This is a genomic window from Endozoicomonas acroporae (genome assembly GCF_002864045.1).
GTDB lineage: Bacteria > Pseudomonadota > Gammaproteobacteria > Pseudomonadales > Endozoicomonadaceae > Endozoicomonas > Endozoicomonas acroporae.
On sequence record NZ_PJPV01000009.1, the window covers coordinates 103,394 to 119,273 of the forward strand.

At 50.6% G+C, this 15,880-nt stretch carries 14 protein-coding genes; 11 read left to right on the forward strand and 3 right to left on the reverse strand.

Translation table 11 applies throughout. From position 1 onward, the window contains the following. Positions 1-154 precede the first annotated feature (154 nt). The gene (gene cysD, locus CX664_RS02065; protein WP_101745108.1) at positions 155-1,063 is read left to right on the forward strand and encodes a sulfate adenylyltransferase subunit CysD; all 909 of its coding nucleotides are present in this window, start codon (positions 155-157) and stop codon (positions 1,061-1,063) included. After that, the gene (gene cysN, locus CX664_RS02070; RefSeq protein ID WP_101745109.1) at positions 1,063-2,658 is read left to right on the forward strand and encodes a sulfate adenylyltransferase subunit CysN; all 1,596 of its coding nucleotides are present in this window, start codon (positions 1,063-1,065) and stop codon (positions 2,656-2,658) included. The genes cysD and cysN overlap by 1 nt, the downstream gene beginning before the upstream one ends. Positions 2,659-2,934: 276 nt before the next feature. Here cysN and CX664_RS02075 read toward each other — a convergent pair whose 3' ends face one another. After that, positions 2,935-3,492, reverse strand: a complete 558-nt coding sequence (locus CX664_RS02075; protein WP_101745110.1) for a hypothetical protein — start codon at positions 3,490-3,492, stop codon at positions 2,935-2,937. A gap of 484 nt (positions 3,493-3,976) precedes the next feature. Here CX664_RS02075 and CX664_RS02080 point away from each other — a divergent pair, with 484 nt between their 5' ends. Together CX664_RS02080 and tdh are read left to right on the forward strand one after the other, a co-directional pair. Further along, positions 3,977-5,185, forward strand: coding sequence for a glycine C-acetyltransferase (locus CX664_RS02080; RefSeq protein ID WP_101745111.1), 1,209 nt, complete (start codon positions 3,977-3,979; stop codon positions 5,183-5,185). Positions 5,186-5,256: 71 nt separating this feature from the next. Beyond that, the gene (tdh, locus tag CX664_RS02085; RefSeq protein ID WP_101745112.1) at positions 5,257-6,282 is read left to right on the forward strand and encodes an L-threonine 3-dehydrogenase; all 1,026 of its coding nucleotides are present in this window, start codon (positions 5,257-5,259) and stop codon (positions 6,280-6,282) included. 210 nt (positions 6,283-6,492) lie between these two features. Here the strand turns inward: tdh and folE are convergent, their stop codons facing one another. After that, a complete protein-coding gene (gene folE, locus CX664_RS02090; RefSeq protein ID WP_101745113.1) occupies positions 6,493-7,044 on the reverse strand; it encodes a GTP cyclohydrolase I FolE in 552 nt (183 codons plus the stop codon). A 303-nt stretch (positions 7,045-7,347) separates the two neighbouring features. Here folE and CX664_RS02095 point away from each other — a divergent pair, with 303 nt between their 5' ends. From CX664_RS02095 to CX664_RS02110, 4 genes are all read left to right on the forward strand, one after another. Further along, on the forward strand, positions 7,348-8,373 hold the full coding sequence (locus tag CX664_RS02095) for an amino acid ABC transporter substrate-binding protein (protein ID WP_101745114.1): 1,026 nt from the start codon (positions 7,348-7,350) through the stop codon (positions 8,371-8,373). A gap of 182 nt (positions 8,374-8,555) precedes the next feature. Next, on the forward strand, positions 8,556-9,725 hold the full coding sequence (locus tag CX664_RS02100; RefSeq protein ID WP_338063455.1) for an amino acid ABC transporter permease: 1,170 nt from the start codon (positions 8,556-8,558) through the stop codon (positions 9,723-9,725). An 18-nt stretch (positions 9,726-9,743) separates the two neighbouring features. Next, positions 9,744-10,832: an amino acid ABC transporter permease gene (locus tag CX664_RS02105; protein ID WP_163369682.1), complete on the forward strand. Its 1,089-nt coding sequence runs from the start codon at positions 9,744-9,746 to the stop codon at positions 10,830-10,832. After that, on the forward strand, positions 10,783-11,685 hold the full coding sequence (locus tag CX664_RS02110; RefSeq protein WP_276328465.1) for an amino acid ABC transporter ATP-binding protein: 903 nt from the start codon (positions 10,783-10,785) through the stop codon (positions 11,683-11,685). Before CX664_RS02105 ends, CX664_RS02110 begins: the two co-directional genes overlap by 50 nt. Before the next feature lie 266 nt (positions 11,686-11,951). On the opposite strand, the gene CX664_RS02115 is transcribed toward CX664_RS02110, so the two are convergent. Further along, positions 11,952-13,244: an OmpP1/FadL family transporter gene (locus CX664_RS02115; RefSeq protein ID WP_180966350.1), complete on the reverse strand. Its 1,293-nt coding sequence runs from the start codon at positions 13,242-13,244 to the stop codon at positions 11,952-11,954. A 537-nt stretch (positions 13,245-13,781) separates the two neighbouring features. Here CX664_RS02115 and CX664_RS02125 point away from each other — a divergent pair. The 3 genes from CX664_RS02125 to CX664_RS02135 all read left to right on the forward strand — a co-directional run bounded on the left by CX664_RS02125 (position 13,782) and on the right by CX664_RS02135 (position 15,567). After that, positions 13,782-14,147: a hypothetical protein gene (locus CX664_RS02125; protein WP_101745118.1), complete on the forward strand. Its 366-nt coding sequence runs from the start codon at positions 13,782-13,784 to the stop codon at positions 14,145-14,147. Positions 14,148-14,450: 303 nt separating this feature from the next. Then, positions 14,451-15,011 carry a hypothetical protein gene (locus tag CX664_RS02130; RefSeq protein WP_101745119.1) on the forward strand — a complete coding sequence of 187 codons (561 nt, stop codon included), beginning with the start codon at positions 14,451-14,453 and terminating at the stop codon, positions 15,009-15,011. 52 nt (positions 15,012-15,063) lie between these two features. Further along, positions 15,064-15,567, forward strand: coding sequence for a Flp family type IVb pilin (locus CX664_RS02135; RefSeq protein ID WP_101745120.1), 504 nt, complete (start codon positions 15,064-15,066; stop codon positions 15,565-15,567). Positions 15,568-15,880 lie beyond the last annotated feature (313 nt).

Here is a 15,880-nt window from a genome sequence, read left to right on the forward strand (position 1 = left end):
CGTTTAGCTGACGGGTTCACCACTGAATTCAGGGGGAATCAGTAAGCGATATATTTATATATAAAAACAATATAGATATTGAATTTATTATTCTATTTTCACTGATAGTATTTCACTTAGAGCACAACAATAACTTCGCTTTGGGTCGAAATGCATGTCGGATCAAGACTTCAATCATCTAAAACAGCTGGAAGCGGAAAGCATCCATATCATCCGGGAAGTGGCTGCTGAGTTTGAAAACCCTGTCATGCTTTACTCTATTGGCAAAGATTCTGCCGTGATGCTGCATCTGGCCATGAAAGCTTTTTACCCGGGTAAACCGCCCTTTCCTTTATTACACGTAGATACCACCTGGAAATTCCGGGAAATGATTGAGTTTCGGGATCAGCTGGCACAAAGACTGGGTCTTGAGCTGCTGGTGCATACCAATCCGGAAGGTCTGGCGCAGGGCGTCGGGCCATTTACCCATGGCAGCGCAAAACATACCGATGTGATGAAAACCCAGGCACTCAAGCAGGCATTGGATAAATACGGCTTTGATGCTGCGTTTGGTGGTGCCCGTCGGGATGAAGAAAAATCCAGGGCGAAAGAGCGGGTTTACTCTTTTCGTGACAAAAACCATCGCTGGGATCCGAAAAACCAGAGACCGGAACTTTGGAATATCTACAATAGCCAGGTTGAGAAGGGCGAGAGTATTCGCGTGTTCCCGCTGTCAAACTGGACGGAGCTCGATATCTGGCAGTATATCCACCTGGAACAGATCCCTATTGTGCCACTGTATCTTGCCAAAGAACGCCCGGTGGTGGAGCGTGATGGCAACCTGATTATGGTGGACGATGAGCGGATGCCGTTGCAACCCGGTGAACAACCCCAGTTACGAAAAGTACGCTTCAGAACCCTGGGATGCTACCCGCTGACCGGTGCCGTAGAATCTGAAGCCGATACACTGACCGACGTGATTCAGGAGATGCTCCTGACCAGAACCTCTGAGCGACAGGGCCGGGTGATCGACCATGACAGTGCCGGCTCCATGGAAAAGAAAAAGCAGGAAGGGTATTTCTGATGTCACACCAATCTGAACTTATTGCCACCGATATCGAAGAGTACCTGAACCGTCATGAACAGAAAGAGATGCTGCGTTTTCTTACCTGTGGCAGTGTTGATGATGGTAAAAGCACCCTGATTGGCCGTCTTTTGCACGACACCAGCATGATTTATGAAGACCAGCTGGCTGCCGTAGAAAACGACAGTAAACGAGTAGGTACCCAGGGGGAAAAACTGGATCTGGCGCTGCTGGTGGATGGTCTGCAGGCAGAACGTGAGCAGGGCATTACCATTGATGTGGCCTACCGCTATTTTTCCACCGAAAAACGTAAGTACATCATTGCCGATACGCCCGGGCATGAGCAGTACACCCGAAATATGGCAACCGGCGCTTCCACCTGTGATCTGGCGATTATTTTGATTGATGCCCGCCAGGGCGTGCTGACCCAGACCCGTCGACATACCTACATAGCCAGCTTGCTGGGCATAAAGCATATTGTCGTGGCCATCAATAAGATGGATCTGGTGGATTTCAGCAAGGCTCGGTTTGAAGAGATTCGTAACCAGTACCTTGATTTTGCAGAACCGTTGCAATTGGGTGATATCCAGTTTGTGCCCATGTCGGCGCTGGAAGGCGACAATGTGGTACACCGCAGCGAACGGATGTCCTGGTATCGTGACAGTACGCTGATGGACGTGTTGGAAAATGTCGAGATTGCCCGGGACCGTAACCTGGATGACTTCCGTTTCCCGGTTCAATATGTCAATCGCCCTAACCTGGATTTTCGTGGCTTTTCAGGAACGCTGGCTTCAGGCAAGATCAAGCCCGGCGATCAGATCAAGGTACTACCCTCGGGTCAGGTGAGCACCATTGCCCGCATTGTGACCTGGGATGGCGATCTGCCAGAAGCCCATGCGGGTCAGGCGGTTACCCTGACCCTGACCGATGAAATTGATATCAGCCGTGGTGATATGCTGGTGCGCCGGGACAGCAGTGTTCAGGTGGCTGCTGATCTGGATGTGGATCTGGTGTGGATGGCGGAACAGCCCATGAGCCCCGGCAGGCAGTATCAGATCAAGTTTTCTGCCGGCAAGGTTCCGGGCAGTTTTGCCGGGGTTGATCACCGGGTTGATGTGAACTCCCTGGCCCATCACCCGGCAGAGCAGTTGGCTCTGAATGAAATTGGCCTGTGCCAGCTCAGGCTGACCAGGGCCGTGCCTGTGGACAGCTACCAGCGTAACCGCCAGACCGGTGCCTTTATTGTTATTGACCGGCTCAGTAACGCCACGGTTGCTGCCGGTATGGTACGGGGAGTCAGTGAGCGCACTCAGCAGGATTCGCTCGCCAGAGTCCATCGGCAACAGCGCCTGGGTCAGAAAGGCGGTGTGTTTAAAGTTGCCGGACAGCATGCCAAAATTATTGAACGACAGCTGTTTGATCGTGGGTTTTATCCATTGGTGATTGGCAGTGATGATGAACAGTGGGCTGCCAAGGCGGATGCGTTACTCAAGGCTGAAGTGGCCGTGTTGATTATCACGGAAGATGAGGTGGCGGATAATGCTTCTGTAGACTCGGTGGTGGATACCATTGTGGCCTCTCTGACTCTTCCATAAACACTTCCTCAGGCCTCTCTTCAACTGACAGAGAGGCCTCTCAAAAACGACTGTGTTAGAACGGCAACACGCCCATTTAAACCATGCAATAGTAAATGGTTTCAATGAGTTTGACGGGTTGTCGTGCCTCCGTACTCCGTTCGTCCTGAAGCCTGTCGAAGGACCCAAAGGGCCTAAAGGCGGAAACGCTGGACTCTGATAGATCGTGCCAAGCACCCTTCGACTCCGCTCAGGGTGAACGGAGATTGTACACGTCAAACTCATTCAAACCATGTACTAATCCCTCGGCAATAACACCTCCTCCATGGGAGGGCTGGCAGAATCATCCCGGGAACCGGAAAAGTCTGGTAGCGGTGGCAACAGGTAATTGGTAATTAAGGAGGTCGCGATTATAGCCGCCAGGCTAAAGGTAACAGAGCTCATTGATCCGGGCAGCATTCGCCGGAGGTACTCCGATAAAAACTCCGACTCTGAAACGAATTGCCGGGCATTTTCCAGGGAAACGCCAGCTTGCAGGGCGTCGGTCATGACCACTCTATCTAGTAGCTCGTCCAGGCCAATATAAGGCAGTAATGATCGTGCCAGGCGGTCAGCCAGTGGTTTGACAAAGCAGGGAATGTGGGCGTTGCAGTTAGTTTGGGGGCAACGCCGGAAGCAATCCCGCCGAATCAGGCAGTTACGGTGGAATGCGTGACCCCGGGCGCAGTTGACCATATCATCGTCAGCGGGTGGGGTGCTATCAGCGGGTGGGGTGCTATCAGCGGGTGGGGTGATATCAGTAGCCTGAGCGGCATGGCACAGAAAACAACTGCTGGTCGAATGTACATTATCCATATGGCAAGAAACTCCGGGTGATGAAATTCATCAGTTGCCAATTGTCTTTGAACTTTCTTTATTTAGACCCATTGTTCATTTAGACCCATTGTTCTCCCAAAAGGTTCAACGGAATGCTGTTGAAGGATGCCTGCTTTGACTGGTCAGCCAACCATTGGCTGCCGCCATGACCGCCTTGATGGTGGGTACGGTATTCTCAGGCAGCCTTTGATTTTTCGAACTCTGCGCTGCTTCAACCACTGAACCAGAAGTCAGCAGTGACTCACCGGATTAATCAGGTGAATTGGCGCAAAAGCCCTGATAATAGGTACAAATGCCGGTTCAATGGGAATCCTCGCTGATCCACTATTAGGCCAATCATCTACAATGATCTGGTTGATGACAGAAAGACATCCCCATTGGCCTGACAGCCTCCCGGGACAACTGTGCCCTTGGCAGATGCTCAAAGGCGGGATGCTGGAAATTACCGAGAACAGGAGTCGAAATGAAGGCCGATTTTTATCAAGGGCTGCGCAGGCAGCTGGATGAGCTCAAACAGGAAGGGCTTTATAAAAGTGAACGGGTGATCAGCTCCCAGCAACAGGCTGAAATCAAAGTACTCTCCAATGGTGAGAGCGGTGATGAAGTGCTTAACTTCTGTGCCAATAACTACCTGGGCCTGGCCAATGCACCGGAGCTGATTGAAGCGGGTAAACAGGGACTTGATCAATATGGCTTTGGTATGGCTTCCGTACGTTTTATCTGCGGTACCCAGACCGTTCATAAAGATCTGGAAGCTCATATCTCCCGGTTCCTGGGCATGGAAGATACCATCCTCTATCCTTCCTGTTTTGATGCCAATGGTGGTCTGTTTGAAACCATCCTGGGGCCGGATGACGCCATTATCAGTGATGCGCTCAACCATGCCAGTATTATTGATGGTGTGCGCCTGTCCAAAGCCAAACGTTTCCGCTATGCCAATAACGATATGGCCGATCTGGAAGCACAGCTGCAGGCGGCCGAGGCTGCCAGTGCCAAAACCAAACTGATTGCTACCGATGGCGTATTCTCCATGGATGGGGTTATCGCCAACCTGAAAGGCATCTGCGATCTGGCGGATAAATACGGTGCGCTGGTGATGGTGGATGACTGCCATGCCACCGGTTTTATTGGTGAGAAAGGGGTTGGTACTCCGGAGTTCTGTGATGTTATGGGACGTGTGGATATTCTCACCGGTACCCTGGGTAAAGCACTGGGTGGTGCTTCCGGTGGTTACACCTCCGGTAAAAAGGAAGTGATTGACTGGTTGCGTAATCGTTCCCGTCCATACCTCTTCTCCAACACGCTGTCACCGAGCATTGCTGCTGCTTCGATCAAAGTGTTTGAGATGCTGGCTGAAGGCGCAGAACTGCGCCGGAAGGTACGTGATAATGCCGACTATTTCCGCGCCGAAATGACCAGGCTGGGCTTTACCCTGGCCGGTGCCGATCATCCGATTGTACCGGTGATGCTGGGTGATGCGTCACTGGCTGGCCAGTTTGCCGACCGTATGCTGGAAGAGGGGATTTACGTGGTTGGTTTCTCCTTCCCGGTAGTGCCAAAAGGGCAGGCGAGAATTCGTACCCAGATGTCCGCTGCCCACAGCAGAGAGCACCTGGACAAAGCCATTGCCGCTTTCGCCAAGGTTGGTCGAGAGTTGGGCGTTATCCACTGAATTAAGCCATTGATTTACAAAACAGCCGGCTTGCTATTCTGAATAGCAGGCCCATTGAGAAAACTGACACTGTGAAGACATTAGCCAAAAGCAAAGCAGAACCAGGAATCTGGATGGAAGACCGCCCCATGCCAGAAGTGGGTTACAACGATGTACTGATCAAAATCCGCAAAACAGCCATTTGTGGTACTGACATGCATATCTATCACTGGGATGAGTGGTCGCAGAACACCATTCCGGTGGGTATGCACGTTGGCCATGAATTTGTCGGCGAAATCGTTGACATGGGTGACGGTGTGCGTGGCTTTGAGGTCGGTCAGCGGGTTTCCGGTGAAGGCCATATTACCTGTGGCCACTGTCGTAATTGCCGTGCTGGCCGCCGTCATCTCTGCAACTTTACTGTGGGTGTTGGCGTCAATCGTGACGGTGCGTTTGCCGAATACCTGGTGATTCCGGCGGTTAATGCCTTCCCGATTCCTGATGATATCAGTGATGACCTGGCCGCAATTTTTGACCCGTTTGGTAATGCGGTGCACACCGCACTCTCTTTTGACCTGGTGGGAGAAGATGTACTGATCACCGGTGCCGGCCCCATCGGCATTATGGCGGCAGCCATCTGTAAACATGTCGGTGCCCGCAATGTGGTGATTACCGATGTCAACGAATACCGTCTGGATCTGGCCCGTAAAATGGGGGCGACCCGCGCCGTGAATGTTGCCAATACCGATCTGCCGGAAGTGATGGCTGAGCTGGGCATGGTTGAAGGCTTTGATGTGGGCCTTGAAATGTCCGGCAATGGTCGTGCATTTAAGCAGATGCTGGAAAATATGAACTACGGTGGCAAGATTGCCCTGCTGGGGATTCCAGCCAGTGATACGGTGATTGACTGGAACCAGGTGATCTTCAAAGGTCTGGTGATCAAAGGTATTTATGGTCGTGAGATGTTTGAGACCTGGTACAAGATGACCAGCATGTTGCAGTCTGGTCTGGATATTTCTCCAATCATTACGCACCGATTCCCGGTTGATGATTTTGACAAAGGTTTTGAAATCATGGGTTCCGGGCAGTCAGGGAAAGTGATTCTGGACTGGTGTTAAGCCTAAGGAATTTTCCCTGAATAACTTTCTATTTTTTGCTACGGAGGCACGGACACACAGAGAAAAGAAAAAATCTTTTCCTCTGTGTCTCCGTGGCAAGGTTTTTTCTTATTGGATAACATCGGAAATGTGGAAGTTATTTCAGGACAGTTCTTTGATAGCAAAAAAGCCAGCAAATGCTGGCTTTTTTGTTGCCCATGATCAAGGTTATCAGCGAATAAAACGCAGAAACTCTTCACGCGTAGGCTGATTGTCTTTCATCAGGCCGCGCATGACCGAAGAGGTCATGGATGAGTTCTGTTTTTCCACACCGCGCATCATCATGCACATATGTTGCGCCTCAATCACCACGGCAACCCCTTTGGCGTCGGTGACTTCCATAATGGCGTCGGCAATCTGTTTGGTCATGTTTTCCTGAATCTGCAGGCGGCGGGCGAACATATCCACAATGCGGGCAAACTTGGACAGGCCGAGCACCTTACCATTGGGTACATAGCCAATATGACACTTGCCAATAAAGGGCAGCAGGTGATGCTCACACATTGAGTACAGTTCAATGTCTTTGATCACGACCATTTCGCTGATGTCGGATTCAAACACCGCACCATTAACGATCTCTTCCAGTGTCTGGCTATAGCCTCTGGTCAGGTATTGCATTGCTTTGGCAGCGCGAAGCGGCGTATCTCTGAGGCCTTCCCGATGAATATCTTCACCGACGGACTCAATAATGGCCTTGTAGTGTTCGCTGATTCTTTGAGACATTGGAAGAATTATCACTGCATGGTTATCGAAGTGGACGGCAGTTTAACACAATTAATACATAACCCGGAAAGCAGCTGAACGACTTTCTTTGCAAGGTTTGGCACAGGCTGAGCAATTTGAACAAGAAGAAGGGATGGCCAGGACAAACATGAGCGGCATAACAGTTGCTAGTGTTTTTGCTTGCAGGTATGGTTGAAAAACCATGAGCTAAAGCGCGGTTGCAATTGTCAGGTGGTTGAGCAGGATTAACCTGTGCCGGGCATCCCGTGCTGAAAATAATAACAACACAAAAGGAAAGATCTCATGCTGAAAAGTCTGAAAACAGTCGCTGCGCTGGGTGCATTGGCGGCAGCGGGTTTGGCACCGGTCGCCAGCGCTTCGGCAACGCTGGAGTCGGTGAAGGAAAAAGGTTATGTGGCCTGTGGTGTCAGCACCGGCCTTCCGGGCTTCAGTAACCCGGATGATAAAGGGCAGTGGAGTGGGTTGGATGTTGATGTCTGCCGTGCCGTTGCTGCAGCGACGTTGAAAGATGCTGGCAAGGTCAAGTTTGTACCGCTTACCGCTAAAGAGCGTTTTACCGCTCTGCAATCAGGAGAGATTGATGTGCTCTCCAGAAATACCACCTGGACCCTGACCCGTGATGCCTCCCTGGGCCTGAACTTCACCGGCGTGTCTTACTATGACGGTCAGGGCTTTATGGTGAAGAAAGACCTGGGTGTGAAAAGTGCCAAAGAGTTGGATGGTGCTTCTATCTGTATCCAGTCCGGTACCACCAGTGAGCTGAATCTTGCCGATTATTTCCGGGCTAATAATATGGAGTATCAGCCCGTGGTCTTTGATACTTCTGACAGTACGGCAAAAGGCTTTGATGCGGGGCGTTGTGATGTCCTGACGTCTGACCAATCTCAGCTTTATGCCTTGAGAGTTCGTCTGTCCAAACCTGATTCCGCAGTGGTTCTGCCCGAAGTGATTTCCAAAGAGCCCCTCGGTCCCGTAGTGCGTCAGGGCGACGACCAGTGGTTCAACATTGTCAAGTGGAGCCTGGCCGCCATGATTAATGGTGAAGAACTGGGCCTGACCTCTGGCAATATTAATGCGCAAAAAGCATCTGCTGATCCCAATGTACGTCGTTTGTTGGGTATTGACGGCCCTAAAGGTAAAGGTCTTGCCCTGGATGATGACTGGTCTCTGCGGATTATCGAGCAGGTGGGTAACTATGAGGAGATCTTTGAGCGTAACGTGGGTGCAGAATCACCGCTTCAGATCGATCGTGGCCTGAACGCCCTATGGAATGAAGGCGGTATCCTCTACGCTCCTCCCTTCCGTTAATTCAATCGTTATGACATATACCCCGCTTACACGCAGCGCGTGAGAGCGGGAGTATGGATAGTCCTGCATTTCTGCAGAACTTCTGAAGCGCGGGAACAAGATAAGAAAAAGGGAGTTAGGTCGTGAGTGATCCTGAGCACGTATCCCATAAAAGAAATGCAAAACCCTCCTTTTTGGAGAATATGTTGAAAGAGATGCTGAGGTTATGGCGTGATGCCTCCTTCAGACCGCTGTTGATGCAGGGAATTGTGGTGCTGTTGGTGGTGATGCTCGGTGTCTGGGTGATCAATAACACCATGAACAACCTGGAACACCGGGGCATCAGCACCGGATTTGATTTTCTTTCCCAGGAAGCGGGCTTTGGCATTATTCAATCGCTGGTGGCCTATGACGAATCCCACAGCTACGGCCGCACCTTTGTTGTGGGCATACTCAATACCCTGCTGGTGTCCGGATTAGGCATCTTCTTCGCCACCCTGCTGGGTTTTCTGGTGGGTGTTGCCAGGCTGTCGTCTAACTGGCTGCTGGCCAGAATGGCATCGGTGTTTATTGAAACCTTTCGCAATATTCCATTACTGCTGCAAATCTTTTTCTGGTATTTCGCCGTTCTGGCGGCGTTACCCCATCCCCGGCAAAGTTATGCCCTCGGTGATACCATTTTTTTAAATCTGCGTGGTCTTTTTCTGCCCAAACCTATTATTGAGCAGGGGCTGCTGCCGGTTCTGGTCAGTTGCCTGGTGGCCATTGGTCTGGCGTTATTGTTAAGGGCCAGAAACCGGCAGAGAAGAGTGGCAACCGGTAAGGGCATTTCCGGTGCGCCCTGGTATATGGCTGCACTATTAATAGGCATTCCTGCGCTTGTCTGGCACTTTTCTGGTGCATCGTTGGTTCTGGATACGCCAGCGCTGAAAGGTTTTAACTTCCGTGGTGGTATTGCCATCATTCCTGAGCTGGGCGCATTGTTACTGGCCCTGACCATTTATACCGCTGCCTTTATCGCCGAGGTTGTGAGAGCCGGTATTGAGTCTGTCCAGAAAGGGCAAAAAGAGGCTGCCGCATCACTGGGGCTAAAGCCAGGGAAAGTGTTGACCCTGGTGGTGATTCCCCAGGCGATGAAGGTGATTATTCCGCCATTGACCAATCAATATCTGAATCTGGCCAAAAACTCTTCACTGGCCACAGCGATAGGTTATCCGGACCTGGTCAGTGTCTTTGCCGGCACAACCCTGAACCAGACCGGGCAGGCGGTGGAAGTGATTGCCATGACCATGGCCGTTTATCTCACCATCAGTTTGAGTGTATCTCTGCTGATGAATATCTATAACAGACGTGTGGCGCTTATCGAGCGGTAAGGTTGAGAGAGAGAAATGATCAGTCACGATAGCAACATGATTCCTGCCCGTGAGCCACCGGCAACAGCCGTCGGTGTACTGGCATGGGGAAAAAATAATCTGTTTGCCAACCCGCTGAGTGCGCTGACCACGCTGCTGATTGCTTATGGTCTGTATTTATTGGTGCCACCGCTGGTGCAGTGGGCATTTATCGAGGCCACCTGGTTTGGTACCGACAGTAATGCCTGCAGCAGTGACGGTGCCTGCTGGGCTTTTATCACCGCAAGGCTTGATCAGTTTATTTACGGGTTTTATCCGGAAGAACAGCAGTGGCGGGCGGATCTCTTTTTTGCCCAGCTGGTCGTATTGATTGCCTGGCTGTCGTTTAAAGCGACACCCGGTAAAAAGTGGGTGTTGGGCTACAGCCTGGTAATGATGCCGGTGGTTTCCTGGTTTTTGCTTTATGGCGACTTGTTGGGGCTTGAGAAGGTGGAGACCCATCAGTGGGGTGGATTGATGCTGACGCTGTTGCTGGCGCTGTGCGGGATGATCGCCTCTTTGCCATTCGGTGTGCTGCTGGCCCTTGGTCGTCGTTCCAATATGCCGGTCATACGGTCTTTATGCACAGGGTATATTGAACTCTGGCGCGGTGTTCCCCTGATCACTGTGCTCTTTATGGCCTCGGTCATGCTGCCACTGTTTGTGCCGGAAGAGGTGGTGTTCGATAAACTGCTGCGGGCGCTTATTGGCATTATTCTGTTTCAGGCGGCCTACATGGCGGAAGTGGTGCGAGGTGGGTTGCAGGCGATCCCCAAAGGACAGTTTGAAGCGTTTAACAGTCTTGGCCTGAGTTACTGGCAGGGGATGATTATGATTATCCTGCCCCAGGCCATGAGACTGGTTATTCCCGGGGTGGTAAATACCTTTATTGCCCTGTTTAAAGACACCAGTCTGGTACTGGTTATCGGCTTATTTGATCTGCTGGCCATTATTCAGGCCGGGCTGAATGACCCCGCCTGGCTGGGTAACTCCATAGAGGGCTACCTGTTTGCCGGGCTGGTTTTCTGGGTCTTCTGTTTTGGCATATCAAAGTACAGCCAGCGATTGGAACAACAATTACACCGATAATGAAATCAGGGATGCCAATGGTATGAGTGATTATCTTGACGAGCCTCGTTTGCAAAAGCCATTAGCGAAAAGTGGCCAGCCAGGGGTGACGATTCAGCGTGAAGCCGCTGTTGAGCAGGCCAGCCTGATTGAGATCAGTGGCCTGAATAAATGGTATGGTCAATTTCATGTGCTGCGTGATATTAACCTGAATGTCAGGAAGGGAGAGAAGATCGTTATCTGTGGGCCTTCCGGCTCCGGTAAGTCAACATTGATCCGCTGCATTAATTGCCTTGAGGAGCATCAGGAAGGCAGCATTGTGGTGGATGGCACCCGACTGACCAATGACCTGAAAAATATAGAAACCATCCGTCGTGAAGTGGGGATGGTATTCCAGCAGTTTAATCTGTTTCCACATCTGACCATTCTGGAGAACTGTACACTGGCACCTATCTGGGTCCGTAAACAGTCGCGCAAGGCAGCGGAAAAGTTGGCCATGGAATACCTGGAGCGCGTGAGAATCCCGGATCAGGCCAATAAATATCCCGGGCAACTGTCTGGTGGTCAGCAGCAGCGGGTGGCGATTGCCCGAAGCCTGTGTATGAATCCGGAAGTCATGCTGTTTGATGAGCCCACCTCTGCCCTTGATCCGGAGATGATTAAAGAAGTGCTGGAGGTTATGGTCGAGCTGGCGCAGGAAGGGATGACCATGCTCTGTGTTACCCATGAAATGGGCTTTGCCCGGACGGTGGCTGACCGGGTGATCTTTATGGATGAAGGTCAGATTATTGAACAGGCTCCGCCGGAAGCGTTTTTCAGCAACCCACGTTCAGAGCGAACCCGCAGGTTTCTTGGGCAGGTGTTGAATCACTAGTGCATGGTTTCAGTGCAATTGTTGGGTTCCTTCTATCAATGACTCCCAGGCTCCGTTCGTCCTGAGCGGAGTCGAAGGGCGTAAGCTCCATACCCTGAATAAAGACTGTGCCAATCACCCTTCGACTCCGCTCAGGGTGAACGGAGATTGTGCACATAAAACTCATTGAAATGATGTACCAGGGAACTCAAACCAGTTTGGGGTTAATAAAAAAATACCGGCATGAATGGTTCACGCCGGTATTTTAGGTCACTTGGCAATCGAAATTAGAACTTGTAGCGCAGAGTGGCGTGCAGTGCCCAGGCGTTGGTGTCGTATTTGCCAGAGCTGGCTTCTGAAGTAGCGGTCAGGTCACCACCACCTTTTACCGTGTCATTTTTAGCGAAGTTATATTCTGCTCCCATATCAAGTGCCAATTTGTCACCCATCAAGGTAGTACCTGCACCTATGGTAAAGGTATGAGCACCAGCAGGAGTGGAGAAGGTTGGAGCCGCGAATTTTTCAGGCGTCACGGCTGTTGTGTAGATATAACCTGCTCTCAACGCCCAGTTGTCCATGCCGGTGTACTCAGTAGCAAAGCGGAAGTTCCACTGGTCATCCCAGTTAGTATTAATGCTGTCAACAGCCAGATTTCCTTCACTGCTGACAAACTTGATCGCTTCAATAGAGCTGTACTGCGACCAGGTAACTTCACCAAACAGCTTCCAGTCATCATTCAGGGTGTAGTCCACACCTGTGGAAATCTGGGTTGGTAATGCTGTTTCAGCGGTAGCGTTTACGCCTGCATAGTCCAAAGGAATCATCCCACCTAAACCCGGTGCACCTGATTCAAAACTGGCTTTCCCATCTGCTTCTATATTGACATCTGAGCGGTAATTCAGTCCCCAGCCCCAGCGGTTATCATCTGAGCGATACATTGCGCCAAGGCGCACGCCAAATGTGTTAAAGCCAGAAAGGTCGTTATAACCAGCAAGTGCACCAACAGGTCCGGCAAAAGGAGCAACTGCCAGATTAATATCAGCCAGGGCATAGGTAATACGGTAGGTGCCACCGATGGACCAGTTGTTATTGATCTGGTAGGCCAGGGCCAGACCGGCTTCCAGTATCTTAATATCGGTTGAATACTCGCCAGTCTTGCTTAAAAGGCCTTCACCAACCTTAACACCTTCATAACTGGTAGAAGAACCCCCTGCACCATAGAACCCATAACCCATAACCAACTGGTCATTCAGGCGATAAGCGCCCGTCAAGCCGGCATTGGGCACAAAGTTTGTCTCACCTTTCATATAGGTGTCACTGCCTGCTGCAGGACCATTGGTCTGAACAAAGGTAGGGGACACATTCAAGGCAATTTCATTGCCCTCAAGACGGGCCAGACCAGCTGGGTTATAGAAAACGGCACTGGAAGTATTAACGGAAGAAACAGCAGCACCCGCCAGGGCAGCGTATTTCGCGTCCCACATGGTTGCTTTTTCAAAGCCACCTGCAACGGCATTACCGGTGAATACGGCAAAAGCCAGAGAGGAAAGAACAAATAAACGGCCTTGGCGCGAAACCATAGACATGAAACTCCACAAAAGTCTATTGAGCAGTACGCTGACAAGTCGTTTCCTGAAATTGACTGTCAGTGGATGATACCGCTAAGAAAGAAGCACGCAGAAAATGTGCCGAATAAAAACTGAAAGGAATATTATTCAGATTTTAAAAAACTTTCTGTTATGTTTTGTTTCTAAAATCGACTTACCCGAGGGTGTTAAAACTGCCAACGAACCGATACGTGTTTACGACAATGTTATTGCGATATCCCTTGAGAAGAAAGTCAAACAGCGGGGGAGGCGTGATCGCCGGTTATGTTTTATGTGGGGGCTAAACCCAAATACTGGAGAGCGCCTTTGGGAGATTTCGCATCGATCATTGTTTTTTTCAAAGAACCGGAAACTGGACTGCTTCATAATTTTTCCAGTGCTAGTAATACCAATTCCACCTTCTAAATATGAACTGCGCAGCCATTTTGAACCGCTGGATCTTCGTTGGAATTCCTCGCAATAGTCTTGCTATTACTCGTCATTCCGCCTTGCCCAGCGGTCCAAAATGACTTGCTCGATCTCATATTTAGAAGGCGGAATTGGTATAAAGCCTTCGGTGAGAAAGAGTATTTTTATGAGTGCATTGACCCGGTCGTTGGAAAGTTGTTGGTCCAAAAGGAAGTGCCTGGTGAATATAAAGGCTGGGAAGTAGGCACGGTATCACCACACTTAAAGACTCTGGATAACGGCATACTGTACTTCAAGGCAGACAACCGGGTGATTGGTCGCTTCAATATTAATAGCCAGTGCGTTGAACATGCCCAGGTTCTGGAAGAGTTAACCAGTCAACGTTTCTCTGAGCCCCAGATATACGGCAACCGCATGCTGGTGACAGACGACAATAATTGTTTTCATGTGTATGAGTGGGTTGAGTAGATGAGTGATCGAAATTAAGTAAAGAGAGCAGAGCCATGTAAATTTGGTGTGAAGGCGACCACTATAACGGTTCAAGATGTAAGAACCTGAAACCCACCTGACCCAAGCGCCCGCCTTCTTTGGCCCCGATATGCAGCCATCCGCTGTCATCGACGTATATATACTGGTTTGGTTGTTATGCTGGCTGTTTTCAACATTCAACTATAAAAATTCCGTCCGCAGGTTGCATTCCTGGCAAGGTCTGCTTGGGGTTCTTGTGCTTTTCGGGGTGCCCTTGCTGGCCTCCGTAGGAGCCAGAATCGGATGAGGGAAATTGCCCTGTGCTTGCTGTTGTCCGTATCAGGAGCGTTGGCTCATGCTGAGCCGCCGGTTCAGTCCAGAAAGTTGCAAATTCTCTGGACTGGCCTGGGTTATCAGGTGGGTATTGACAACGATCCACCCTGGTCAGGTGCCCTGATTGAATTGGATGGCCAGTCTGTGTATGTGATTGAAAGCCCTGATGCCTATTACCCACCAACCGTCGTGCATCTTCGTTACTACCCTGAAGAAACACTACCACTGGGAGGAGATGGCCTGATGAGCATCACAGCACACGTAGCCCTGCAAGAAGCTCGCAAAAGACTCAAACTACCGGAATCCGCTTTTTCGGAGTTGATGCCCGTAGTCTATGGAGAGCTCCAAGGCTACGAGGTGGTGTACAAAGATCTGGCACAAAACAGCGAAGCCAAGCTGGCTTTTGTAACAAACCGGCAGGGGCAATTGATGACCCTGCTGGCATGGACGCTACCTGGAAAGATCACCCATGCTCAGCCTGCCCTGACACGGGTTTGGGAAAATATACAGTTTGTGTCTTTTGTTCGGTAATTCATTTACCGCTGTACGAATAGCAAAAGAACAAAAATAACAGGATCAAATAATGAAGGATGTCTTCAGCCGGACAAGGAAACGTCGCCAGTCGGGTGTTGCCATGTCTGAATACCTGCCCATCGTCGGGCTGATCGCCGTGATGCTTATTGGCGGCATGGGCTCAGTGGGTGATGTCTTGCGGGACCAGGGCAGCAAAATGGCCCAGGAAATGGCAGGAGATGATGCGGGCCACAGGTTACCGCCAAGCAATGGTAACGGTTCTGTGGACTTTCCCTCCGACACATCACCGGGCAGTGGCGATGAGGAAGAGACGCCCGACACCGGAGGTGGATCAGGCAGTGAGCCGGATTATGGTGAAGGCCCTGACAGTGGGAATGAAAATGGCAATGGTGATGGCTCCGGTGGAGACGATGACGGGAAACCAGGTGAGCAACCCGGTGGTGGAAATGATGGTTCAGGCGATAACAGCGAAGGCAAAGAAGCGCCATCGGATGGGGGGCTCTCTCGGGTTAATAGCTGGCTCAGCAATCAAGTAGAACTTTGCCTGACATAACGTTAGACCACAGTTGTTCCCAGCGCCCCTTGCTATGGATAAGAGACCTTGTTTCCAGCAGTACTTCTGCCCCGGCTAATTTCCACCTCATTCCTGAACCGCATAGCCGTTGTTTGACCAATGTCTTACATGCTGCTTCTGTGACTCCAGAACCGATCGGCCAGTTGTGTTCCAGAGCCTCTTGATACTTCATTAAGTGATGATTGTTGGTAAAGTAGGTCATGTAACGCTTTTATATCAATGCCGTCGTCTTTTTCGGGAGTTCTTCTGATTCAATTTCCTTCAGTATTTTCCCGGCCGCACCGCATGTGTG